Below are 21,990 nucleotides of genomic sequence, written 5' to 3'. Positions count from 1 at the left end.
CGGGTGGTAGTGGTACTGGGGGACAACGTGTTGCGGAGGCCCCGCTAGCATCAGAAGAAACGGGACGAATGCTCGTTAACCAAAGTAGTCGCTGAACTGGGCGAATGCGGCGGTTTCGGCACACACCACGGGTGCGCCTGCAGTCGAGTGGAAGAGGAAAGCAAGCTATGCCGATTGCTTCAGAGCCCGGGCCGGACGCGGCGCCAACGGGCGCGGATCCGGTTCCGCAGTTCGCCGCGTGGCGCAAGGGCGTGGCCGGGGTACTGGCCAAGGTCCGGCGGGTCGACATCGCCGACCTGCCCGCGGAACCGGAGCAGCTGCTCGCGGAAACCACCTACGACGGGCTGACCATCGCCCCGCTGTACACGCGCAAGGACGAACTGCCCGAGCAGCCGCTGCCCGGCACATATCCGTTCGTCCGCGGCAGCGACGCCACCCGCGACGTGCACCGCGGCTGGTATGTCAGCGCGCAGTTCGGCGGGCCCGATGCGGCCGCGGTCAACCGAGAGATCTTGGCCGGTCTCGGCAGTGGAATCAGCGCCGTCTGGCTCGGCGTCGGCGAGCGCGGCGTACCGGCGGCCGATCTGCCCGCCGCCCTGGCCGGGGTGTTGTTCGAGCTCGCGCCGGTGACCCTCGATGCGGGCACCGCCACGGTCGACGCGGCGACGCGGCTGTACACCGTGCTCGACGGCTATGACACGGCTTCCCGCAAGGACATTCACGTCTCGCTCGGCGCGGCGCCACTCACCAGCCGGTTCGCCGGAACCGCCGACATCGGGCTGCCGGAGACCGTGACGCTGGCCGGAGCGGCGGTGGCGCGCGCGGAGACGGTGCGCGCGATCACGGTGGACGGCACCGTCTTCCACAATGCGGGCGCCTCCGACGCCCAGGAGCTCGGCGCCGCCGTCGCCGCGGGCCTGGCCTACCTGCGCGCCCTCACCGAGGGCCTGGATATCGCGGATGCGCTGGAACAGCTGAGCTTCCGCTTCGCCGCCACCGACGACCAGTTCGCCACGGTCGCCAAATTCCGTGCCGCACGCCAACTCTGGGCGCGGGTGGCGCACGTGTGCGGCGCACCGGACTTCGGTGGCGCCCCCCAGCACGCGGTGACCTCCGCGGCCATGATGACCCAGCGCGACCCGTGGGTGAACCTGCTGCGCACCACCCTGGCGGCGTTCGGCGCCGGGGTCGGCGGGGCGGACACGGTGACCGTGCTGCCGTTCGATGCCGCGCTGCCCGCCGGTGAGCTCGGCGTCTCGAAGTCCTTCGCGGACCGGATGGCTCGCAACACCCAGCTGCTGCTGCTCGAGGAGTCCCATCTCGGCTTCGTGCAGGATCCCGGCGCAGGCTCTTGGTATGTCGAGGACCTGACCGGCGCGCTCGCCGCGAAGGCGTGGGAGTTCATGCAGGAGATCGAGGCCGCGGGCGGCTATCTCGCCGCGCTGGACAGCGGATTCATCGCCGAGCGCATCGCCGCGACCAAGGCGGCCAGGGATACCGATGTGGCCCACCGGAAGACGTCGGTAACGGGGGTGAACGAATTCCCGAACCTGGCCGAGCCGCCGCTGTCCGAGGCGGCGCGGCAGGCCGATCAGGTGGCGCGCTACGGCGCCACGTTCGAGGCGTTGCGCAACCGGTCCGACGCCTACCTGGCCGCGCACGGCGCGCGCCCGAAAGCGCTGCTGGTGCCGCTGGGTTCGGTCGCCGAGCACAACGTCCGAGTGACCTTCATCGCGAATCTGCTCGCCTCCGGTGGTATCGAGTCGGTCAATCCGGGACCATTGACGGTGGACGGAATCGGTGCGGCGGCAACCGAAGCCGGTGCGCCGATCGCGGTGCTGTGTGGTTCGGACAAGCGCTACGGCGCGGAAGCCGGTGCGGCGGTGCGGCAGTTGCGCGCCGCCGGCGTGGAAACGGTGTTGCTCGCGGGTGCCGCGAAGGCGATCGCCGAGCTGGATGACGCACAGCGTCCGGACGGATTCCTCGCGGCGAAGATCGATGCGGTCGCCGCGCTGTCCGGCCTGCTGGAGAAGGTGGGAGCCTGATGACTACTCGTGAAATCAAGCACCTGATCGGCAGTTTCGCCGAGGTGCCGCTGACCGAGCGGGCACCCGAGCCCGCCGCCGTCGACGCCGCACAGGTCGAGACCTTCGTGCGCGAGGCCGCGGCGGCCAACCATTACGCGCCCGAGCAGCTGAAGTGGTCGACACCCGAAGGCATCGACGTGCCACCGGTATTCACCAAAGCCGACCGGGATGCCGTTGCGGCCGAGGGGTATCCGCTCGACAGCGTGCCCGGCGTCGCGCCGTTCGTGCGCGGCCCGTACCCGACGATGTACGTCAATCAGCCGTGGACCATCCGCCAGTACGCGGGCTTCTCCACCGCCGCGGACTCGAACGCCTTCTACCGGCGCAACCTTCAGGCCGGGCAGAAGGGCCTTTCGGTCGCCTTCGACCTCGCCACGCACCGCGGCTACGACTCCGATCATCCGCGCGTGCAAGGTGACGTCGGCATGGCCGGTGTGGCCATCGACTCCATTCTCGACATGCGCCAGCTGTTCGACCACATCCCGCTGGACCAGGTGAGTGTGTCGATGACGATGAACGGCGCGGTGTTGCCGATCCTCGCGCTGTATGTCGTTGCGGCAGAGGAGCAGGGCGTCGCGCCGGAGCAGCTGGCCGGAACCATTCAGAACGACATTCTGAAGGAGTTCATGGTCCGCAATACCTACATCTACCCGCCGAAGCCCTCGATGCGGATCATCTCCGACATCTTCGCCTACACCAGCGCCAAGATGCCGAAGTTCAACTCGATCTCCATCTCGGGCTACCACATTCAGGAAGCAGGCGCGACCGCCGACCTGGAGTTGGCCTACACGCTCGCCGACGGCGTCGAGTACATCCGGGCCGGCATCGACGCGGGCATGGCGGTGGACAAGTTCGCGCCGCGGCTGTCGTTCTTCTGGGCCATCGGCATGAACTTCTTCATGGAGGTCGCCAAGCTGCGCGCCGGGCGGCTGCTGTGGAGCGAGCTGGTCGCGAAGTTCGAGCCGAAGAGCTCGAAATCGCTGTCGCTGCGCACACATTCGCAGACCTCCGGCTGGTCGCTGACCGCGCAGGACGCCTACAACAACGTCGCACGCACCTGCATCGAGGCGATGGCCGCGACCCAGGGGCACACCCAATCGCTGCACACGAACGCGCTGGACGAGGCGCTCGCACTGCCGACGGACTTCTCCGCCCGCATCGCCCGCAACACCCAGCTGCTGATCCAGCAGGAGTCCAACACCACCCGGCCGGTCGACCCGTGGGGCGGCTCGTACTACGTCGAGTGGCTCACCCATCAGCTGGCCAACCGGGCTCGCGCGCACATCGCCGAGGTCGAGGCGCACGGTGGCATGGCGCAGGCGATCGGCGAGGGCATCCCGAAGCTGCGCATCGAGGAGGCCGCCGCGCGCACCCAGGCGCGGATCGACACCGGGCAGCAGCCGGTGATCGGCGTCAACAAGTATCAGGCCGAAGAAGACCAGCAGGTCGAGGTCCTCAAGGTGGAGAACTCCCGAGTGCGCGCCGAGCAGATCGAGAAGCTGCGGCAGCTGCGCGCCGATCGCGACGCCGACGCGGTCGAGCGCGCGCTGGCCGAGTTGACCCGCGCCGCAGCCTCTTCCGAAGGCGGGATGGCGAACAACCTGCTCGCCCTCGCCATCGACGCCGCGCGCGCCAAGGCCACCGTCGGCGAGATCTCCGACGCGCTGGAGAAGGTATACGGCAGGCACCAGGCCGAGATCCGTACGCTCTCCGGTGTGTACCGCGACGAGGCAGGCAAGGTCAGCAACATCACCAAGGCGAGCGATCTGGTCGAGGCCTTCGCCGAGGCGGAGGGTCGTCGCCCGCGCATCCTCGTCGCGAAGATGGGGCAGGACGGGCACGACCGCGGCCAGAAGGTGATCGCCACCGCCTTCGCCGACCTCGGCTTCGACGTCGATGTGGGCCCGCTGTTCCAGACCCCGGAAGAGGTGGCGCAGCAGGCCGCCGACAACGACGTGCACGTTGTCGGCGTGTCCTCGCTCGCGGCGGGCCACCTCACGCTGGTGCCCGCCCTGCGGCAGGCGCTGGCCGAGGCGGGGCGACCCGACATCATGGTCATCGTCGGCGGCGTCATTCCGCCCGGTGACTTCGACGCGCTCTACGAAGCCGGTGCCGCGGCGATCTTCCCGCCAGGCACCGTCATCGCCGACGCCGCGATCGATCTGCTGAAGAAGCTCGCCACCGAGCTCGGCCACCCGGAGTTGTCACCCGAAAGCGGCAGCGGCGCCGAGGATTCCGCCGCGGCCGAATGAGCGAGCGCGATCCCGCGGTCACCCCGGTCCATGGCGGCCTTCGGTCGGACTCGTCCGGTGTAGGTCGCCAGGGGTCGGCCGATGTCGCCGGCGGGTTGAGCGCGCAGGGCGCTCAACCCGTTCGACGCGCTCGGGCGATCGACATCGATGCGATGGCCGACGCGGTGCGGGCGGGGGAGCGGGCCGCGCTGGCTCGGGCGATCACGCTGGTGGAGTCGACCCGGGCGGATCATCGGGATCAAGCGCAGCGGTTGCTGCTGAAGTTGACGCCGGACAAGCACAGCTCCGAGACGACGGTGGTGTCGAATCGTGTTGGCATCACCGGTGTTCCGGGGGTCGGTAAGTCGACGTTCATCGATGCGCTCGGGATGGATCTGATCGGCAAGGGGCATCGGGTCGCGGTGCTCGCGGTCGATCCGTCGTCCACTCGGACCGGCGGTTCGATCCTGGGCGACAAGACGCGGATGGCGCGGTTGTCGGTGGAGCGCAACGCCTATATCCGGCCGTCGCCGACCGCGGGCACCCTCGGCGGCGTGGCCAAGGCGACGCGGGAGACCATCGTGTTGCTCGAGGCCGCCGGGTACGACGTGATCCTGGTGGAGACGGTCGGGGTCGGTCAGTCCGAGGTGACGGTCGCCAATATGGTCGACGTCTTCTGTTTTCTGACGTTGGCCCGGACCGGTGATCAGCTGCAGGGCATCAAGAAAGGTGTGCTGGAGCTGGCTGATCTGGTCGCGGTCAACAAGGCCGACGGCAAGCACGAGATGGAAGCCAAGTCCGCTGCCCGCGAACTATCCGGCGCACTGCGGCTGATCCACCCGCACGACGCGCTGTGGCGCCCGCCGGTGCTCACCATGAGCGGACTGGAGGGTATCGGCCTGGACAAGTTCTGGGACACCGTCCTCGAACACCGCCGGGTCCTCACCGACGCAGGCGAATTCGACGAGAAGCGCCGCCGCCAGCAGATCGACTGGACCTGGACCATGGTGCACGATCAGCTTTTGCGCCGCCTCGCCGACAACCCGAAGGTGAAAGCCATTCGCGCCCAGGTCGAGAAGCAGGTCCGCGACGGAACCCTCACCGCCGCACTGGCCGCCGAAGAACTCCTGCGCGCCTTCGACAGCCGCTGACCCCCGTCACCCGAACGGGTTGATCACCGCCGCCCCCGTCTCCTCGAAGTGCTTCACATTCCGGGTGACCACCGCGAGCCCATGCGTCACCGCGGTCGCCGCGATGAGCCCGTCCGCCATGTCGATCGAGTGAATGCTGATGCGGGCCCACACGCGGACGATCTCGGTGGTGACGGGCAGGATCCGATCGCCGTGCCGGGCTTCGATATCGGCGATCGCCTGCTCGAACAGCTGCGCCCGCGCTGTCCCGCCCCGATGTCGTAGCAGCGCGACGCCGCGGCGCAGCTCACCGACGGTGACGACGCTGAGCCACTGGTCGGCGAGGCGGGCCTTGCTCAACCAGTCGAGCACCGCGGGCGCGGGCTTCGGCCGCATTATTTCCGACAGCACATTGGTGTCGAGGAGGTAACTCACGACTACCCGGCCGCGTCGTCGAACAGGTCGACGTCGCGCGGCATGCTGTGCTGTCGCGCGCTCTCGACTTCGTCGAGTACGTCGGCCACATCGTCGCCGAGACCCGAGAACGTCACCAGGAGATGGTCGACGAAGCTGATGTCCGGGCGGGTCAGCTTGCGGTACTCGTTGATATCCAGAACTACAGCCACCGCGTCACCGTGGCGGGTGATGGTTTGTGGTCCGTCCGATTCCGCCGCGCGCAATACCTCGGAGAATCGTTGCTTGGCCTCCTGAACTTGCCATTGCACCGTCTCTGCCTCCTGGTCTAGCTGAAGTGTCCCCATCTGGACAGTCTAGACAGACCAGATCGGGTATGTCGACCCTTGGGGTACGGCCGATGGGATCCGATGTGCCACCTGCTGCCCGCGTTGGCCTGCCGAATTGCGAAAAGGGTTCGGTACCAGGGCTGTTGGACAAGGGGTTGTCGCGCATGGGATGCTGCGAATGTCTCGCAGCCGCGGGGCAATCCAAGAATATCGTCAGCGCCAGGTAGGTCGGTGGAGCGCGTTGGCGTGCCCGTCGGTGACGGGCACGGCCGACCCCTGCCTAGTGGTTGTGCTGTGTTCGGAGACCGGCGATGTCTCGAAAGGACGCAGTATGCACACCGACCCCTTCGACCTTGCCGGAAATGATTACGTGCCTGATCCGGCGCGCGACTCGGCAGCCGTTGTCGACGCGTTTTTCGACCACCTCGCGGCAGGTTTGCCCGAGGCGGACCTGACCGAGGACCTGTTCGCCGATATGCGGCGGGAACTCGCGGAATTGGCGGCCGCCGAGGCGCATCGATGCGTGGACGAGCCTGCGCGCTACAACCTGCGGATGACCCTCGCTTTGGTTGTCGCCTACCGGGCGTTGCTCCCTCGGCTCGGACGCGACGCCACCATTGCCGCGCTGCGCGACGCGTTCGTCGAACCGCTCGGCGAGGCCGTTCAAGACGCGACCCGGTCGATGCTCGATGCAGCCGACGACCCGTTCGCCGCCATGGTCGCGGTCTCGAAGTCGCGCGAGGAGCACGCCTTCGGCGCCGGATTCACCTTCGCGCGACCCGCGGACGACCAGCAGCGGTATCACGTGGATGTCGTCCAGTGCTTCTATCACGATGTGCTGGTTGCGCATTCGGCGTCCGAGCTGACGCCGGTGATGTGTGAGTTCGATGCGAACTGGATCCGCGCCATCGACCCGTTGAAACACGGTTTCCGTTTCGACCGCGCCACCACCATCGGGTTGGGCGGCACGCACTGCCCGTTCCATTGGGAGCGCATCGAGCGCTGATCGGTCGCCAGCCCGGTCGAGGCGGCGCACAGACCGCCGCCTCGACCGCCCGCGCCGGTCGCTCTACCTGCGTAGTCCTCGTCCGGACTACCTATTTGCTGACCGTCTACTAGTTGTCGACCCGCATTGACGAGTAGTAGCGTGGAAGGTTCCTCAGCTGGCGACGACGCGGCAACGAGGACTCGCCGGCCGACGTGATGCGGGGGGTTCGTCCCCTTCGCAGGCAAAGGAGGTGCCTGGCGATGTCCGAAGACGCGATTGCTCAACCGCCCGAATCCGAGATGGGTCGGCCGCAGTGGATCTCCGGCCCGGAACCACCACCACCGCAGTGGAATTCGTTCCCACCGGAGCCGGTTTTGGTGACCGTCGGCGATATCGGATGCACGGCGACGCGGGTGTTGACGCCGTCCGGGCAGCGTCCGTTGGCGGGCACCGTCTGGATTGTCACCAACCAGACCACCGTCGACCGGCGCATCCCGTCCTACGCGATCGTGCTCGCGGTGCTGCTCATGGTCTTCTGTCTGCTCGGCCTGGTGTTCCTGGCCGTCAAGGAGGAGAAGATCCAGGGATTCGTCCAGGTCAGCGTGCAAGGAGGGGATTTCTACTACGCGACCCAGGTCAAGATCACCGATCGCGCCCAGGTCGTCGACACCGAACAGCGCGTCAACTACATCCGCGGATTGGTCGCCGCCTTGCCTGCCGCTTGAGCTGGCGCGGATTGCCGCGAAGGGGACCGGGTTCGAGTGCGGGGAAACGCTGGCGATCAGGCATGCATTGCGACGAAGGTCGGCCGGAGGTTCAGATGCGGCGGGATCGTCTGTTCCGATGCTCGATGCTCGATGCTCGATGCTCGATGCTCGATGCTCGATGGGCGATGGGCGATGGGCGATGGGCGATGGGCGATGGGCGATGGGCGATGGGCCGACGCGCCGATCAGATTGTGTCGCCCAGTGATTCGAGCAGCACGCGTAACGTATCCGCGAGTGCATCGCGCTGCTTCGGCGTGAGCGGCCCCAGGATGCGCTCCTCGGTAGCGACGTGATCGGGTAGCGCTTCATCGATGACGTCATGCCCCGCGTCGGTGAGGAAGACGCGGACGCCACGGCCGTCGGATTCGCTGGGTGTCCGCCGCACCAGCCCGCGCTCCTCGAGTCGATCGAGGCGCTGCGTGATGGCGCCGGAGGTGACCATGGCCGAGTGCATCAGCTCGGTAGGCGTCAGCGAGTGCGGTGGTTCGCTGCGCCGCAGGGTGGCGAGCACGTCGAACGATGCGGCGTCCAACCCGTGCGCGGCGAACGTCTTGCGCAGCTCGACACCGGTCAACTGCGTCAGCCTCGACAGCCGCCCGAGTACCGCCATGGGAGATACGTCCAGGTCGGGCCGCTGTTCCCGCCATTGTGCGAGCACTTGGTCGACGTGATCGGTCACCACCGCACTCTAGCGAATACCTCAGCGGTGAGGTACCTCGCTACGGGAATTGCTCAGCGCTAAGCTAAGTTACTTAGTGCTAAGCAATCGACACGGGCTCGGGTCCGACAGGAGGACGAATCATGCGCATCACGGTATTCGGCGCGACAGGTGAGGTAGGCAGTCGAGTGGTGACCGAGGCCTTGGCCCGCGGCCACGAGGTACTCGCCGTCATCCGCGACCCGGCACGCGCCGCCGCCGTACCCCCCGCCGCTGAGGTCCGCATCGGGAACGCCGCCGACCTCGACGACGTCGTATCCCTCAGTCTCGGACAGGATCTCGTGATCACCGCAACCCGCCCGCCTGTGGGCCGAGAACACGAACTCCCCGAAATCACCGCCGTACTACTGAAAGCCCTCGGCCACACCGGAGTCCGCCTCCTCCTCGTCGGCGGCGCGTCCACTCTGCTCGTCCCCGGCACCAACGGCACCACCCTGCACGAAACCCCCAACTTCCCAGCGGAATTGCGCCCCATAGCCCAAGCCTGCGCCGACCAACTCGCCCTGTGCCGAGCCGAAACAACCACGAACTGGACCTATCTGAGCCCACCCGCCGACCTACACCCCGGCCAGCGCACCGGCACCTACCGCACCGGCACCGACGAACTCCTCACCGACCCCAACGGCCAATCCACCATCTCCATGGAAGATTTCGCCGTCGCCCTCCTCGACGAGGCCGAACACCCCACCCACCCCCGCACCCGATTCACCGTCGGCGCAACCTGAACGCTCCCGGGGCCGACAGAGCGACAACCGCCGGTCCCCAGTTGTTGTACTCCAGTCCAGAGTCTGTCGCGTAAGTAGCTCTCCTTGGTCTCATGAGTTCCATGCGATGAACGCAAACGGGAGGGGCTCATGGTTTTCGCTCGGCGACAAATGATTCGAACTTCGTACATACGTCACCGCTCCCGAAGCGTGGCTGCACTGGCGATAGCTACAGCAATGCTTGGGATCTTGGGTGCGATCACCCCAACCGCTCTGGCAGATCCACGATGTCCGAATGACGACCCGTGGTACGGCCACTGTGTCGGAGGAGCCATCCTCGCGGAGTACCGCTCGGCAGGTGACTTTCCATTCTTCGGCAACGCGGTCAACCCTGAATCGGATGCTGCCAGGGGTGGGCGGTGGCAGGGGTTCGAAAGGGGCAGCTCGATCTACTGGCACCCACTGGTCTCCAACGGTCGGGCCAACCAGGTCGGCGGCGCGATCCGTGACAAATGGGGCGAACTCGGTTGGGAGAACGGCGCTCTCAAGTATCCGACAACTCGCGAGTTACCGACCCGCAAGCCCGGAAGGTTCAACAACTTCGAGGGCGGTTCGGTCCATTGGTCCGGTTCTACCGGCGTGCACGCTACGTGGGGACTGATCCGGGATAAATGGGGTGAAAATGATTGGAGAACGGTGTGCTGGGATTCCCGAAGTCCGATGAATACGTGACGAAAAACGACGGCCGTGGACAGGGATTCGAGGGCGGGCTCATCTACTGGCATCCGGATACCGGTGCGCGCGTGGTCCGTGCGCCGATCGCGCAGTATTGGGCGGCGGCGGACTGGGAGAATGGTGTCTACGGGTACCCGATCGAGGACACGCAGCAGGTGGGGTGTGGCCGGTATGCTCAAAGGTTCCAGGGTGGGATCCTCGTGACCGGAATCGAGGGATACCTACTTCCGTACAACTCGGTTGACGGGCGGGAGATTGCGTACTCGGCGGCGTTCACCGACCAGCGATCGATCGACGCGTGGCGGGACGCTGTCAGGGAGTGGAACACTATGAACGCGATCAACGTCAAGCAGTCCGGAGCTGTCGGCTATGACCTTACGGTCAACGAAGTGAATCTCCCAGATGAGACCTACTCGGGCCAGTATCAGAATTTCGGACCGTTGCCGGACCAGATCAAGCTCAATCGCGCCTACACCGACTCATACACCAGTACGCAGCGCCGGGTCGTGTTCGTGCACGAGCTCGGACATGCACTAGGACTGGATCATTCGTGCGATTCACAGATCATGGGCCCCTCTGATTCGACTCGGACAGCCAGCACATTGCAGGACCTCGATAAGGCTGTATACCGCTACAGGTGGGGATGGTGACATGACGGAGAAGTGGACTGCGGGATCCGCCCGGCGGATGGCACGTGCACTGCTGTCGGTGTCGGCGGCGGGCACGGTGCTGGGGGCCATGGTGGGGTGCTCACCGGGAGAAGGCTCGCCCATCGTGCCGAGCACCGCGCCGCCGGAGACCTCCTATCTCAACTCGAGCAGCGTCATCGATCGCAACAATCCGGCAGCGGTCGCCGGGGCGGCTACCGACATCTTTTTCGGCCAGGTCGTCGAGTCGATCGGATCGACCGAACGGCGCGGGCAGTTGGAGTCGCAGTTCTCCCTCGAGATAAGTGAGCGGTTGAAGGGCAATGCCGCGGGAAGAGTCACCGTCAATCAGCGTGGTGGACTCAAAGACGGGACAGTCGTCGTTGAATCCGGGGACGAGCTGCTCGTGCTGGGCCAGTCGTACCTGATCGCGGCGCGCTTCAGCACAGACGAGGACTGGTACACGGTGATTCCGGTGGCTGGCGATATCCCCGTCACGGGCAACGGCTCTCCCCGTGCCAAGCTGAACCGGCCGCCCGAGAACCGGGATGAGGTGCGCAATCGGATGAAGGATGCGATCGCGCGCGAAATTCCGTTCCCGCCATCGGGGGCAACCGGTACGGCTCCGTCGAAAGCTCCGGTGCCATCGAGGACTTCGGCTCCGTCCAGCCCGAGCGTCCCGCCGCAAACGTCGTCCCCGAGCAGTACGCCACGTTGAGCCCCTACTCGATGCCGAACAGGTCGGCGGCGTTCTGGTAGCAGACTCGGCGCAGCCAATCGTCGCCTAGGTCGAGGCGTTCGAGTGCGGCGACGGCGTGGCCGTAGGTGTAGGGGATGTTGGGGAAGTCGCTGCCGAACAGGATTCGGTCGCCGAAGGCGAGGAGTCGGGGGCGTTCGTGGGCGGGGAAGGGGTCGACCTCTTCGAAGAAGTCGGTGAAGGTCATGGTGGTGTCGAAGCGCAGGGCCGGGTACTGGTCGGCCAGGTCGAAGAATTCGGTGTACTCGGGGGCGCCCATGTGCGCGATGATCAAGGGCAGGCGTGGAAAACGGTGTAGCAGGGCTTCGATGGGTGTGGGCCCGGTGAATTCGCCTGGCACCGGCCCGGATCCGCAATGGATCACGACTGGGATGCTCGCTTCCTGGATCAGCGCCCAGACGGGGTCGAGCAGGGGATCGCGGGGATCGAAGCGGCCGACCTGGATGTGCGCCTTGAACAGCTGCGCACCGCGTCGGATCGCTTCCGCCACATAGGTTTCGGCGCCCGGCTCGGGGTAGAAGGTCGCGGTGTGCAGGCAGTCGGGGGTGCGCTCGGCGAACTCGGCGGTCCACTCGTTGAGCCAGGCGGCCATCTCGGGTTTGTGTGGGTAGACCAGGGCGCTGAAGGCGCGAACGCCGAAGTCGCGCAACGTCTTCAGCCGGACTTGCTCGTCGGCTCGGTAGGCGATGGGCCAGGCGCGGGCGGTGAGCGGGCCTGCCGAGTCGAAGTAGGCCCATACCTTGCGCATGACCGGTTCCGGCATGAAATGCGTGTGTACGTCGATGATTCCGGGCAGGCCGAGCCGGTGGCGGAAGTCGGCGAGGTAGGTGTGGTCGTCTTGCTCGCCGGTCACGGCTTCTCCTGTCATTCGGGCGCTCCCGCCTGGTACGGGTACAGCGCCCGTGCGAAATCGCCGATCCTGCTGATCAGCCGGTCGAAGAACAACTCTTGATCGGTGCCGATTACGATGTCCGCGTTGGGTTCTCGGCCCCACATGCCCGCCCAGTCGGCCACCGTGGTCGCTCGGGTCAAGGTCCCGGCGAGCTCGACGTCGACCGTCGCCGGCCGGGTGACGGCCAGCGAAGGATCCAACGCGACCGCCGCCGCGAACGGATCGTGCATGTGCGCGAGGTAACCCAGGTCGTAGAGCCGATGGAAGTCGAAGTAGAAGCGCACCGCGTCGGTGACATGCCGGACGATCGGATTGCTCGTCACCGAACGCGCTTCGGGCGTATCGATCTCCGAAACCGCCTCCACGGGAAGGCTGCCCGCCCGTTCGGCGAGCAACGCCAGATGCTTCGGCCGCATCTCGATGGTCTCGGTGATGTCGAGCGCGCAGACGATCGGCCTGCGGTCCGGCGGCGCGGCGGAGAAGGCGTCGAAAACCTCCTTGGCCGCCTCCGGATCGACGTGCACGTTCCACTCGTTGGTGGGGGTGGTGTTGCCGGGATGGTTGAACGCACCGCCCATGATCACGAGTCGGCGCAGCAGCGTCGGCAGCGCGGGCTCGAGCCGGACGGCCAACGCCAGATTGGTCAGCGGCCCGGTACACAGCCCGACGATCTCCCCGGGATGCGCGCGCACCAGATCGACCCACATCTGAGCGGCGGAACGCGACGAGAGCACCCGGTCCGACGGCGGCAACTCGGCATAGCCGACGCCCTGCGGACCATGGGTGTCCTCGGTGGTGCGCAGCGGTATCGCCAACGGCTCGACGGCGCCGAGCGCTACCTCGATCTCGGGCGCGCGGCACACGTCCAGCCAGGCGAGATTGTTCGCCGCCACCTGCGGCGCGGGCACGTTCCCCGCGGTCGAGGCGATCCCGATGATCTCGGCTTCGGGCGAGGCGAGGAGGTAGAGCAGCGCAAGGGAATCGTCGACCCCGGTGTCCACATCCATGATGATCTTCTGCCGCACCTCACGAGACTAACGCTGCCTCGCCTCGCGCCCGAAGGCTGGACGCCGGTCCACCGACGCGGCGAGCCGAGCGCGGGCAACGCCTCGCGGCGAGCGACTGCGGCAAACCCCGCCTGCCGGACCCCGGTCAGTGCAACTCGCCACCGACCCCCGCGGGCAGATGCCGCAACCGCACCACCGCGATCACCGAAACAACGGCCGCCGCAACGGCGGTGATTCCCGCGGTGACCTGCATGCCGTGCAGGAACGCCTCCCGCGCCGCGAGCAACACCGCCTCACCGAGCTGCCCGGGCAGCTCAGCACTCGTCTGCACCGCCGCACCCAACGTGTCGCGCACCGCTCGACTCGCCTCGGCGGGTAGTCCCTCGGGCAACGTGGCGGCCAGATCGCCGCGATACAGCGCGATACTGATGCTGCCCAGAATCGAAATACCCAGCGCACCACCGAGTTCCGCGCCCGTCTCGGAGACGCCGGCGGCGGCACCCGCCTGCTCGGGTGGCGCGGCGCCGACGATGAGCTCGGTGGTGATGCCGTACACCGGCGCGAGACCGAGCGAGATGATCACCGAGGCGGCGATGGTGAGTGCGACGCCGCCGGTGAGGCCCACCCGCGTCATCATCAGCAACCCGCCTGCCGTGATCGCCATGCCGACGCCGATCACATAGGCGGGCCGAACCAGCCGAATGATGAGCGGCGACACCTGCGAACCGACGATGAACCCGATACCCGACGGCGCGAGTACCGCACCGGTGGCCAGCGGCGAAAGCCCGAGCACCAGCTGGAAGTACTGGGCGACGAACAAGAAGTAGCCGAAGGCGACGAAGATGCCGACGATATTGATCAGTAAGGCGAGCCGGAACGCGCCGAGCCGGAACAGCCGCAGATCCAGCATCGGATCGGGGCTGGTCAGTTGGCGGCGCACGAACAGCACGCCGACGATCGTGCCCACGGTCAATGCCAGCAGCGCGGCGCCGCCGACCCCGTCCTGCGCGATCTTCTTCATGCCGAACACCACCGCGATCATGGTGGCCACGCTGAGCAGCGCGCTGACCGGATCGAGCTTGCCCGCCTCGGGATCGCGAAACTCCGGCAGCACCTTCGGCCCGATCACCAGCAGCAACGCCATCACCGGCACGGCGAGCAGGAACACCGAGCCCCACCAGAACTGCTCCAGCAGCACCCCGCCGAACAGCGGGCCGACCGCACCGCCCGCCGAGAACGCGCCGATCCACACGCCGACGGCGACCGAGCGCTGCCTGGAGTCGCGGAACATGTTGAAGATCAACGACAGTGTCGACGGTGCGAGCGTCGCACCCGCGATGCCGAGCAGCGCCCGACAGACGATCAGTAGCTCCGCGGTGGGGGCGAACGCCGCGATCACCGACACCACCGCGAACGCGGCCGCGCCGGCCAGCAGCAGGCGGCGCCGGCCGATCCGATCGCCGAGGGTGCCCATGGTGATCAGCAGCCCGGCCACCAGGAACCCGTACACGTCGATGATCCACAGCAGCTGCGCGCTGGTCGGATGCAGATCCGCGCTGAGCATCGGCACGGCCAGGTGCAGCACCGTGAGGTCCATGGCGTAGACGAGGCAGGCGAGCGCGAGCACCGCGAGCCCGATCCACTCCCGCCGTCCGGCGCGCGGCTGCACCGGGTCCGAGGTCCGGTCGAGGGTGCTGTCCACGGTGCGGTGTCCTTCCGCGGTGTCCATGAGGCTCATGCCTGTTCAGACGAACACGGCACGTCTATCTCATCGGTCACCGGTCAGAAACCGCAAACGATTTTCGGGTCGCGCCCGCGTGCCGTGCACTCGAACCGTGCGCGGCACGCGGGCAGCGACTAGTGGGTCTTCAACGGCCAGGCGGGCCGATCGCCACCGTAGGCCGGGGCAGGCCAGTTGTACGCGGGGTACTCGGCGATGGCGGGCGTAGCGGTGATCACCTCCCCGTGCGACGTCACCTCGGTCGGATCGGGCAGCGCCGCCTGCGGATGACGTGGCGTGCGGTCCGGCGCGGCGAGCAGCCAGGAAGCGGTGCGCGCCAAGGAAACTCGCACATCACGCCCGACGCCGTCCACGGCGCGGGCGGCCAGCGCGTCGATCACGCCCGCGGCGAGCAGATAGCCGGAGGCATGGTCGAGGGCTTGGGCGGGCAGCGCGCTCGGCACGGCGGGCGCACCCTCGGCGATCGATATGCCCGACGCGGCCTGCACGATGCTGTCGAATCCGCGCCGCCCGCCCCACGGCCCTTCCTCACCCCAGGCACTCACCCGGCCGTGCACCAGACCGGGTCGCATGGCGGCGAGGAGCCCCGCGCGCTCCAGCGACCCCGGCCGATACCCGGTGACCAGCACGTCGGCCGAGGCCAGCAGGTCCCTGATCAACGGAAGCTGCGTCCACAGGTCCACCAGGGTGGAGCGTTTGCCCTGGCAGGTGTCGGCGTACTGCCAGGGAATCTCCGGCAGCTGCGGCGGATCGACGCGCAGGACGTCCGCGCCGAGCAGCGCCAATGTCCGCGTCGCGACCGGCCCGGCGATCACCCGGGTCAGGTCGAGCACCCGGAGCCCGCGCAGCGGCTGGAAAGGGGCGGCGCCGATCGGCAATCCGGGTTCGCCGCGATCGGCGCGCGGCTCGATGGCCACCACGGGTCCGGTGGCGGCCGCCCAGCCTTCGGCACTGCCGAGCCACTCCTGTTCGGTGCGGACGCGAACGGCGATCGCGCCGTGCGCGGCGGCGTGGTCTTCGATATCGGCCGCGCGGCTCATCGCCATGTGCGCCACGGCGAGATCGAAGGGGGCGTCGGTGGGCAGGCCGAGCGCGGTGAGCAAGCGATCACGGTGGTGTGGATAGTTGGCGTGGGTGCGAACCCAACCGTCGAAGGTGGGGAAGAATCCGGAGAGGTCGCCGAATAGGGTGGCGGGGCGACCGTTGATCAGTAATAAACGTTCGCTGCAGAACGCGGCGGTGATACGCGCGGGGTCGATGCGATGCGCGACCGGATCGAGTCCACGGACCACGCGGATCCGGTTCGCCGCGGCGATGAGCGCGGCGACCGACCCGGCGGCCAGCGACCAGACCGGCAGTGTCGCAGCCAGATTGCTGCCAGGATCGGGAGACGGCGTAATGACAGAGGGGGTGACACCGATTCCGGCTTCGTAGTCGTGGACCAGCCGTGTGTGCGCGTTCACCCGAAAGAGCGTAATAGTTCCGTCTGAGAAGGAGATTTACGTGGGCCGAACAATCGAGTCCGGTGAGTGGCTGCGGATCCTGCGATCCGAGGCGACTCCCCGCCACCACCTGCTGTGTTTCCCACCGGGCGGCGGCCCGGCGACGGCGTACCGGGAGTTGGCCCAGCACTTCGGGGCGGGCATCGCCGTTGCCGCGGTGCAGTATCCGGGTCGGCAGGACCGGCTCGGCGAGGCGCCGATCACCGAACTCACGGCGCTCGCCGACCGGATTGCTGAGGAAGTGCTGCGGCACGGAATCATCGACCAGCTCGCGTTATTCGGCCACAGCATGGGGGCCAGCGTCGCCTTCGAAACCGCGCGACGGCTGGAACGCAAGGGGCAGCCGGTGACGACGCTGTTCGTGTCCGGCCGTCCCGCACCGAGTTTCGTGGAGACCCAGCGCGTGCACCTCGGCTCCGACGAGGAACTGATCGCGGAGTTGGAGCGGCTGGCCGCCGATCCCGCGCCGATCCAGATGCTGCGCGACGAGCCGAGTCTCGCGGAGTTGGTGCTGCCCGCGGTGCGCGGCGACTACCAGGCCGTGGAGACGTACCGATACACCGAGGGCGATCCGCTGGCCGCCGATATCGCCGCCCTGGTCAGCACCGAGGACCCGACGATGACGCCCGAGCAGGCCGACGAGTGGCGCGACTTCACCACCGGAACCTTCGATCGCGCAACGTTTTCCGGCGGCCACTTCTATCTGGACGAGCGCCCCGCCGAGGTGGCCGAGGTGGTCACGCGACACCTCGCACGCGACCGAACGCGCGCATGAAAACTATTCCGGCCCAGACTGTTTCACGCGTGTAACTAGTGGGATGCCTGCAGGCGGGTTGCCGACCCGGCGGCCCGCCACCGCAGCCATCCGTACCCCACCCAGGACACCGCGACACACACCGCGACGAGCACCCGCACGGTCGCCAGCGCACTCTCCGGATAGATCACCCCGGTGAGGTAATGGTCGATGAACCCGCTCGACGGCAGTCCGGCGTCGCCTGCCTGATGCCGCGCCCAATTCTCCGCGTGGGTGAGCGGGCAGTCGAGTCCGAACAAGATGGTGCTGAACCCCCACCCGAACGCGATCAGATGCAGGAAGATGCTGCGCGGCCAGCGCCACGCGAGGAACCCGCCGACGACCACGTACGCCACGAACACGAAATGCGCCGCGGCGGTGACGTCGGCCAGCAACCGGTACAACACTCCACCAGCCTAGCCATCGACTCGCGATCCGCGCGGGTTCACCAGGGCGAGGGCCGGTAATCCTTCAGGAAGCACCCGTACAGGTCGGTGCCGTTCTCGCCCTGGACAATCGGGTCGTACACGCGCGCGGCACCGTCGACGAGGTCGAGGGGCGCGTGGAAGCCCTCCTCGGCGAGCCGGACCTTCGTGTAGTGCGGGCGCTCGTCGGTGATCCAGCCGGTGTCGACGGCGGTCATCAGAATGCCGTCGGCCTCGAGCATCTCGCCCGCGCTGGTGCGGGTCAACATGTTCAGCGCGGCCTTGGCCATGTTGGTGTGCGGGTGGCCCGGCCCCTTGTAGGCGCGGGCGAACTGGCCCTCCATCGCCGAGACGTTGACGATGTACTTGCGCCGCGCGGGTGCCGCGGCCATGGCCGGGCGCAGCCGGGAGACCAGGATGAACGGCGCGACCGAGTTGCACAGCTGCACTTCGAGCAGTTCGGTCGGGTCCACCTCGGCGACGGTCTGCACCCAGCTGTTGGTGTGCGCCAGATCCGGCACCAGGCCGCCGGCGTCGATCGCCACGCCACGCGAAATGCGTTCGGGCGTCGCCGATCCCGCGACCAGCGCGAGCTCGGCGACGTCGGCGGCGCTCAGCGTCGGGGTGAGCGAGGCGGTGAGCGCGGTGGGGTGGGCCTGCATCGTCTTGCCGAACGTCACCACGTCGGGTAGCGCGCCCGCGGGCAGCGGAGCGGACTCGGCGTCGACCAGCGCGCTGTAGGCGCCGGGGGAGCGGCGCACGGTCTGGGCGGCATTGTTGATCAGGATGTCGAGCGGGCCCTGCGCCGCGACGTCGTCGGCGAGGGCGACCACCTGGGCCGGATCGCGCAGGTCGATGCCGACGACGCGCAGCCGGTGCAGCCAGTCGGCGCTGTCGTCCATGGCGGCGAAGCGGCGGATGGCGTCGTTCGGGAAGCGGGTGGTGATGGTGGTGTGCGCGCCGTCGCGCAGCAGCCGCAAGGCGATGTACATGCCGATCTTGGCGCGCCCGCCGGTGAGCAGCGCGCGCCGACCGGTCAGATCGGTACGGGCGTCCCGCTTGGCGTGGCTGCTCGCCGCGCACTCCGGGCACAGCTGGTGATAGAACGCGTCGACCTGCGTATACGACTGCTTGCAGATGTAGCAGGGGCGCGCACGCAGCAGCGTGCCCGCGCTCGCCCCGCGCGCGGTGGAGGCCAGCGGGATGCCCGCGGTCTCGTCGTCGATCCGCTGCGGCGAGCCGGTGGCCGTCGCGGCGATCACCTCACGGTCGGCTTGTGCCACCGCCGTCCTGGCCTCGATCCGGCGCCGCTGCTTGAGCTTTTTGAACATGTGGCCGACCGCGCGCTGCACCGCCACGGAGTCGGGATGCTCCTTTTCCAGCCGTCCGGCCTGGTCCAGCACCCGCAGACAGGTCGCGAGGTCGTCCGGATCGATCATGCTTTCGGCCATCGGTGGTACAGGCATCCTTCGGTGAGCTGGGAAATCGACCCGACCATTGTCGCAAACCCCGCCGCCCGGCTACCGCCCGGTGGCCTACGCGCGCAGCAGCGCCATGGTCGTGGCGGCGGTTTCCTTCAGCAGTTCGATGACGGTGTCCACCGTGAGGTCGGTGTTCGGGTCGAGCGAGGGCGGGTGCAGCCAGCTGATCTCGTAGGTGGTCCAGCCATCGCGGACGGCGACGGTGACGCCGGTGTTCGGGGCGTACTCGGACTCCTTGCGGACGACATAGGCCTCGTCGCCGAGACCGTCGATCTTCGTGACGTCGTCGTCCTCGGTGAGCTCGGACTTGTTCCAGGTTTCGAAGCGGGCAGTGAACTCGGGACCGGGATCGGTCTGCTTGTGCACCGCGGCACTCGCCTCGAGCGTGGTGTCTTTGGACCGTTCGCGTGCCCCCGGCGGCGCCAGCCGAATGGTGCAGGTCATCGAGTCGACGGCGCTGTGCAGCAGGGTCTGGTGGAGTGGGTACTTCGGACCGGTCGAACTCGACGGCGCCACAACGAATCCGGCGTTCGTGTAGGGCGCCGGATCGGTGATCGCGCACAGATTGTCGACGTAGTGATAACCCCGTAGATCGGGCGCCGGGTCGGCACGGTGGTCGCTGTCGGCAACGCCGAGCACGCCGACGATTACCAGCGTCGCGACCCCGGCCACGGCGCCGAGCGCGCGTAGTCGGTTGCCGCCGGGCTGTTTCCAGCGCCCGAGCGGTTGCGGCGGCACCCGGCCGTCCGGGTACGGCCGCATCGGCCCGATCGGCGCCAACGGTTGATGCAGCCAGCCGGCGTTGCTGAGGCGCGGAGGCCCCTGACCCGCCGGTCCCGTCATGGGGGCGAAAGTATCACCTCGCCGTCGGCGCCGCCGGTCGTTCGGGTCAGCCCTGTTCGCCGCGCAGACCGGCCGCCTCGCCGCCGCGGCCACAGCTGTCCGCGCGGTCGGCGAGCCGGGTGCGCAACTCGGCGGGGATCTCCGCGCGCACCTCGATCAGCCCCGCCCACACCACATCCGGCGTCTCCGGCGTCAACGCGGCGAGGAACTCGTCGAGGCCGTCCATCCCGGCGATGAGGTCGAGCACGCGAGCACGACCCGCGGTGTCCTGGGCGAGCGCGATATCGACCAGGGTGTCGATGTTGTCGCTGCGCGCGGCGGTGCATACGGCGGCGAGCAGCTGTTCCCTGGTGAGATCGCCGAGGCAGGAGGCGAGGATCGGGGTCGCGGACTCCGGCAGCGCGTCCACCAAAGGCAGTGCCTGCGACCAGAGTTCGTGCTCGGCCGTGGTGTCGATTACCGCGCGCAGCACCTCGGGGCTACGCATGATCGGCAGGCCGGCCATCCGGCGGCGATCGGCATCGGTCATGGCGAGCGCGATCGGCAGCATGGCATCCCACAGCTTCGCCGAATCCGCCTGCGTGACAAGCTCGCCGAGTTCCTCGTCGGATTTGTCGGTCAGCCGCGCGGCCAGCACCGCAAGCTGCGCGGGCTGCAAGTGCACGGCGAGCGGCAGCAGATCGAGCCAGAACCCTTTGTTCAGTGCGGCATTCATGATCGAGGCGAGCACCGATTCCTCCTGTACCGCGGGCCGTTCGGCGAAGACGCGCAGGCTGTCGGTGTTCATCGCGCTGGTGATCGGCAACAGCGATTCCCAGGCGTCCAGCGCCCGCACCGTCTCGATCAGGCCGTCGAGCACGTCGCCGCCGAGCCCGGCCGCGATATCGCCGAGCGCGGCCCGATTCGCCGGGCCGACGCTGTCGAGCAGGTCCAGGCCCTCGGCCCACAGATCCTGTTCGTGCGCGGCGCGGATGACGCCGGCGAGCCGGTCGGTGACCAGACCCATCAGCCGGTCGAGGGCGGACTTGTCCTCCATCAGGAAGCCGACGCGCAGCAGATCCGCGTCGCCCAGCGCGGGCACCGCGGCGCGCATCGACTCCTCCGGCACCACGCCGACGAACCGGCTCATGGTGACGTGGTCGGCGCGGCGCACCAACTCCCGGGCCACCTCGACGACCAGTCGGGGCGGCACCGAGGCGATGATGTCGGCGGTGCGCCGGGGATCGAGCTGGATGGCGGTCTCGGCGAGAAACCGCGCGGGCAGCGCCTTGGCGATATCGACTGCGCGCGACGGTTCCACCGCGCCCGCGACGGCCGCGCACAGCACCGGGCCGAACGCGCGCTCTGCGGCCTTGGCGCTGATCGCGGTCGGTACCAACTTCGTCGCTGCGGCAACGCGTTTCATCCGGGCGGCGTCGCCGTCGAACAGCAGGTCGGTGGCCCGCTCGCGGAATGCCCGAATGGCCTCCGGTGAAAGGCCGTTGAGGAAGTCGAGTTGCGCCGGATCGGAAATATCCAGCAGGCGGGCGAGTTTCGTGGTCTCGGCGCGGGCCATCAGGTGGGTGCTCATAAGCCGAGCGCTCTCTTGACGGTCGGCCGCATCAGCCGGGGAATGAGCTGGAGCGAGGACTCGACCGCCGCGCCGAGGCGCTCGCCGCGGGCGGCCACCGCGTCGCGCAGCAAACGGTCGAGTTCGGCGAGGTCGGAGTCGGTGAGCCGGTCGAATTCGTCGGGCAGTGGTGCGCCGAGGGTGCGGCTGAGAGCGTCCGGCATGAGATCTCCGTATCGGTGTCGAGTTG

At 67.9% G+C, this 21,990-nt stretch carries 22 protein-coding genes; 10 read left to right on the top strand and 12 right to left on the bottom strand.

The genetic code is table 11. The features are described from left to right. The first annotated feature begins 167 nt into the window (after window positions 1–167). From ACIHA7_RS11795 to meaB, 3 genes are read left to right on the top strand one after another with little or no spacing between them, the layout of a single operon-like run. On the top strand, window positions 168–2,045 hold the full coding sequence (locus ACIHA7_RS11795) for a methylmalonyl-CoA mutase family protein (protein WP_397288333.1): 1,878 nt from the start codon (window positions 168–170) through the stop codon (window positions 2,043–2,045). Beyond that, entirely contained in the window at window positions 2,045–4,339 is a 2,295-nt protein-coding gene (gene scpA / locus ACIHA7_RS11790; protein ID WP_397288331.1) for a methylmalonyl-CoA mutase, read from the top strand. The genes ACIHA7_RS11795 and scpA overlap by 1 nt, the downstream gene beginning before the upstream one ends. After that, window positions 4,336–5,469, top strand: a complete 1,134-nt coding sequence (gene meaB / locus ACIHA7_RS11785; protein WP_397288329.1) for a methylmalonyl Co-A mutase-associated GTPase MeaB — start codon at window positions 4,336–4,338, stop codon at window positions 5,467–5,469. The genes scpA and meaB overlap by 4 nt, the downstream gene beginning before the upstream one ends. 6 nt (window positions 5,470–5,475) lie before the next feature. Here the strand turns inward: meaB and ACIHA7_RS11780 are convergent, their stop codons facing one another. Further along, window positions 5,476–5,883 (bottom strand): type II toxin-antitoxin system VapC family toxin, encoded by a 408-nt coding sequence (locus ACIHA7_RS11780; protein ID WP_397288327.1) that lies wholly within the window; start codon window positions 5,881–5,883, stop codon window positions 5,476–5,478. Between the two features lie 2 nt (window positions 5,884–5,885). Next, the gene (locus ACIHA7_RS11775) at window positions 5,886–6,209 is read right to left on the bottom strand and encodes a type II toxin-antitoxin system Phd/YefM family antitoxin (protein WP_234390941.1); all 324 of its coding nucleotides are present in this window, start codon (window positions 6,207–6,209) and stop codon (window positions 5,886–5,888) included. A 313-nt stretch (window positions 6,210–6,522) separates the two neighbouring features. Between ACIHA7_RS11775 and ACIHA7_RS11770 the strand changes: the two genes are divergently transcribed. Both ACIHA7_RS11770 and ACIHA7_RS11765 read left to right on the top strand, forming a co-directional pair. Then, window positions 6,523–7,197, top strand: coding sequence for an L-2-amino-thiazoline-4-carboxylic acid hydrolase (locus tag ACIHA7_RS11770; RefSeq protein WP_397288324.1), 675 nt, complete (start codon window positions 6,523–6,525; stop codon window positions 7,195–7,197). A gap of 242 nt (window positions 7,198–7,439) precedes the next feature. Continuing rightward, window positions 7,440–7,904 (top strand): hypothetical protein, encoded by a 465-nt coding sequence (locus tag ACIHA7_RS11765; RefSeq protein ID WP_397288322.1) that lies wholly within the window; start codon window positions 7,440–7,442, stop codon window positions 7,902–7,904. A 226-nt stretch (window positions 7,905–8,130) separates the two neighbouring features. Here ACIHA7_RS11765 and ACIHA7_RS11760 read toward each other — a convergent pair whose 3' ends face one another. Next, entirely contained in the window at window positions 8,131–8,625 is a 495-nt protein-coding gene (locus ACIHA7_RS11760) for a MarR family winged helix-turn-helix transcriptional regulator (protein ID WP_397288320.1), read from the bottom strand. A 122-nt stretch (window positions 8,626–8,747) separates the two neighbouring features. On the opposite strand from ACIHA7_RS11760, the gene ACIHA7_RS11755 reads away from it, so the two are divergent. The 4 genes from ACIHA7_RS11755 (at window position 8,748) to ACIHA7_RS11740 (ending at window position 11,468) form a co-directional block, all read left to right on the top strand. After that, complete coding sequence (locus ACIHA7_RS11755) at window positions 8,748–9,389, top strand: NAD(P)-dependent oxidoreductase (protein WP_397288318.1); 642 nt, start codon at window positions 8,748–8,750, stop codon at window positions 9,387–9,389. Between the two features lie 129 nt (window positions 9,390–9,518). Continuing rightward, window positions 9,519–10,100, top strand: coding sequence for an LGFP repeat-containing protein (locus tag ACIHA7_RS11750; protein ID WP_397288316.1), 582 nt, complete (start codon window positions 9,519–9,521; stop codon window positions 10,098–10,100). Next, entirely contained in the window at window positions 10,055–10,753 is a 699-nt protein-coding gene (locus tag ACIHA7_RS11745) for a matrixin family metalloprotease (RefSeq protein ID WP_397288314.1), read from the top strand. The genes ACIHA7_RS11750 and ACIHA7_RS11745 overlap by 46 nt, the downstream gene beginning before the upstream one ends. A gap of 1 nt (window position 10,754) precedes the next feature. Further along, the gene (locus ACIHA7_RS11740) at window positions 10,755–11,468 is read left to right on the top strand and encodes a hypothetical protein (RefSeq protein WP_397288312.1); all 714 of its coding nucleotides are present in this window, start codon (window positions 10,755–10,757) and stop codon (window positions 11,466–11,468) included. A gap of 4 nt (window positions 11,469–11,472) precedes the next feature. On the opposite strand, the gene ACIHA7_RS11735 is transcribed toward ACIHA7_RS11740, so the two are convergent. The 4 genes from ACIHA7_RS11735 to ACIHA7_RS11720 form a co-directional block, all read right to left on the bottom strand. Further along, window positions 11,473–12,375: an amidohydrolase family protein gene (locus ACIHA7_RS11735; protein WP_397288310.1), complete on the bottom strand. Its 903-nt coding sequence runs from the start codon at window positions 12,373–12,375 to the stop codon at window positions 11,473–11,475. Continuing rightward, a complete protein-coding gene (locus tag ACIHA7_RS11730) occupies window positions 12,372–13,406 on the bottom strand; it encodes a nucleoside hydrolase (protein WP_397288730.1) in 1,035 nt (344 codons plus the stop codon). The genes ACIHA7_RS11735 and ACIHA7_RS11730 overlap by 4 nt, the downstream gene beginning before the upstream one ends. A 145-nt stretch (window positions 13,407–13,551) precedes the next feature. Further along, complete coding sequence (locus ACIHA7_RS11725; RefSeq protein ID WP_397288728.1) at window positions 13,552–15,108, bottom strand: MFS transporter; 1,557 nt, start codon at window positions 15,106–15,108, stop codon at window positions 13,552–13,554. 155 nt (window positions 15,109–15,263) lie between these two features. Continuing rightward, window positions 15,264–16,610, bottom strand: coding sequence for a CoA transferase (locus tag ACIHA7_RS11720; protein WP_397288308.1), 1,347 nt, complete (start codon window positions 16,608–16,610; stop codon window positions 15,264–15,266). A 40-nt stretch (window positions 16,611–16,650) separates the two neighbouring features. Between ACIHA7_RS11720 and ACIHA7_RS11715 the strand changes: the two genes are divergently transcribed. Beyond that, window positions 16,651–17,424: a thioesterase II family protein gene (locus tag ACIHA7_RS11715; protein ID WP_397288306.1), complete on the top strand. Its 774-nt coding sequence runs from the start codon at window positions 16,651–16,653 to the stop codon at window positions 17,422–17,424. Window positions 17,425–17,459: 35 nt separating this feature from the next. Here the strand turns inward: ACIHA7_RS11715 and ACIHA7_RS11710 are convergent, their stop codons facing one another. The 5 genes from ACIHA7_RS11710 to ACIHA7_RS11690 form a co-directional block, all read right to left on the bottom strand. Next, window positions 17,460–17,849 carry a DUF2784 domain-containing protein gene (locus tag ACIHA7_RS11710; RefSeq protein ID WP_397288304.1) on the bottom strand — a complete coding sequence of 130 codons (390 nt, stop codon included), beginning with the start codon at window positions 17,847–17,849 and terminating at the stop codon, window positions 17,460–17,462. A 38-nt stretch (window positions 17,850–17,887) separates the two neighbouring features. After that, window positions 17,888–19,318 (bottom strand): SDR family NAD(P)-dependent oxidoreductase, encoded by a 1,431-nt coding sequence (locus ACIHA7_RS11705; protein ID WP_397288302.1) that lies wholly within the window; start codon window positions 19,316–19,318, stop codon window positions 17,888–17,890. Between the two features lie 84 nt (window positions 19,319–19,402). Then, window positions 19,403–20,191 (bottom strand): hypothetical protein, encoded by a 789-nt coding sequence (locus tag ACIHA7_RS11700; RefSeq protein ID WP_397288300.1) that lies wholly within the window; start codon window positions 20,189–20,191, stop codon window positions 19,403–19,405. 46 nt (window positions 20,192–20,237) lie between these two features. Further along, on the bottom strand, window positions 20,238–21,761 hold the full coding sequence (locus ACIHA7_RS11695) for a hypothetical protein (RefSeq protein ID WP_397288298.1): 1,524 nt from the start codon (window positions 21,759–21,761) through the stop codon (window positions 20,238–20,240). Beyond that, window positions 21,758–21,964: a hypothetical protein gene (locus ACIHA7_RS11690; RefSeq protein WP_397288296.1), complete on the bottom strand. Its 207-nt coding sequence runs from the start codon at window positions 21,962–21,964 to the stop codon at window positions 21,758–21,760. Before ACIHA7_RS11690 ends, ACIHA7_RS11695 begins: the two co-directional genes overlap by 4 nt. Window positions 21,965–21,990: the final 26 nt, after the last annotated feature.

It is taken from the genome of Nocardia sp. NPDC052316 (assembly GCF_044547795.1).
In the GTDB taxonomy this organism is placed as follows: domain Bacteria; phylum Actinomycetota; class Actinomycetes; order Mycobacteriales; family Mycobacteriaceae; genus Nocardia.
This window is presented reverse-complemented; position numbering and strand designations above follow the sequence as displayed.

Bases quoted from the DNA above. Each gene is read 5' to 3' on its own strand.
- ACIHA7_RS11730 (WP_397288730.1), bottom strand. From the start codon at position 13,406: ATGGATGTGGACACCGGGGTCGACGATTCCCTTGCGCTGCTCTACCTC.
- ACIHA7_RS11700 (WP_397288300.1), bottom strand. From the start codon at position 20,191: ATGACGGGACCGGCGGGTCAGGGGCCTCCGCGCCTCAGCAACGCCGGC.
- ACIHA7_RS11690 (WP_397288296.1), bottom strand. From the start codon at position 21,964: ATGCCGGACGCTCTCAGCCGCACCCTCGGCGCACCACTGCCCGACGAA.
- ACIHA7_RS11795 (WP_397288333.1), top strand. From the start codon at position 168: ATGCCGATTGCTTCAGAGCCCGGGCCGGACGCGGCGCCAACGGGCGCG.
- meaB (WP_397288329.1), top strand. From the start codon at position 4,336: ATGAGCGAGCGCGATCCCGCGGTCACCCCGGTCCATGGCGGCCTTCGG.
- ACIHA7_RS11750 (WP_397288316.1), top strand. From the start codon at position 9,519: ATGGTTTTCGCTCGGCGACAAATGATTCGAACTTCGTACATACGTCAC.
- ACIHA7_RS11770 (WP_397288324.1), top strand. From the start codon at position 6,523: ATGCACACCGACCCCTTCGACCTTGCCGGAAATGATTACGTGCCTGAT.
- ACIHA7_RS11765 (WP_397288322.1), top strand. From the start codon at position 7,440: ATGTCCGAAGACGCGATTGCTCAACCGCCCGAATCCGAGATGGGTCGG.
- ACIHA7_RS11695 (WP_397288298.1), bottom strand. From the start codon at position 21,761: ATGAGCACCCACCTGATGGCCCGCGCCGAGACCACGAAACTCGCCCGC.
- ACIHA7_RS11705 (WP_397288302.1), bottom strand. From the start codon at position 19,318: ATGGCCGAAAGCATGATCGATCCGGACGACCTCGCGACCTGTCTGCGG.
- ACIHA7_RS11740 (WP_397288312.1), top strand. From the start codon at position 10,755: ATGACGGAGAAGTGGACTGCGGGATCCGCCCGGCGGATGGCACGTGCA.
- ACIHA7_RS11775 (WP_234390941.1), bottom strand. From the start codon at position 6,209: ATGGGGACACTTCAGCTAGACCAGGAGGCAGAGACGGTGCAATGGCAA.
- ACIHA7_RS11735 (WP_397288310.1), bottom strand. From the start codon at position 12,375: ATGACAGGAGAAGCCGTGACCGGCGAGCAAGACGACCACACCTACCTC.
- scpA (WP_397288331.1), top strand. From the start codon at position 2,045: ATGACTACTCGTGAAATCAAGCACCTGATCGGCAGTTTCGCCGAGGTG.
- ACIHA7_RS11755 (WP_397288318.1), top strand. From the start codon at position 8,748: ATGCGCATCACGGTATTCGGCGCGACAGGTGAGGTAGGCAGTCGAGTG.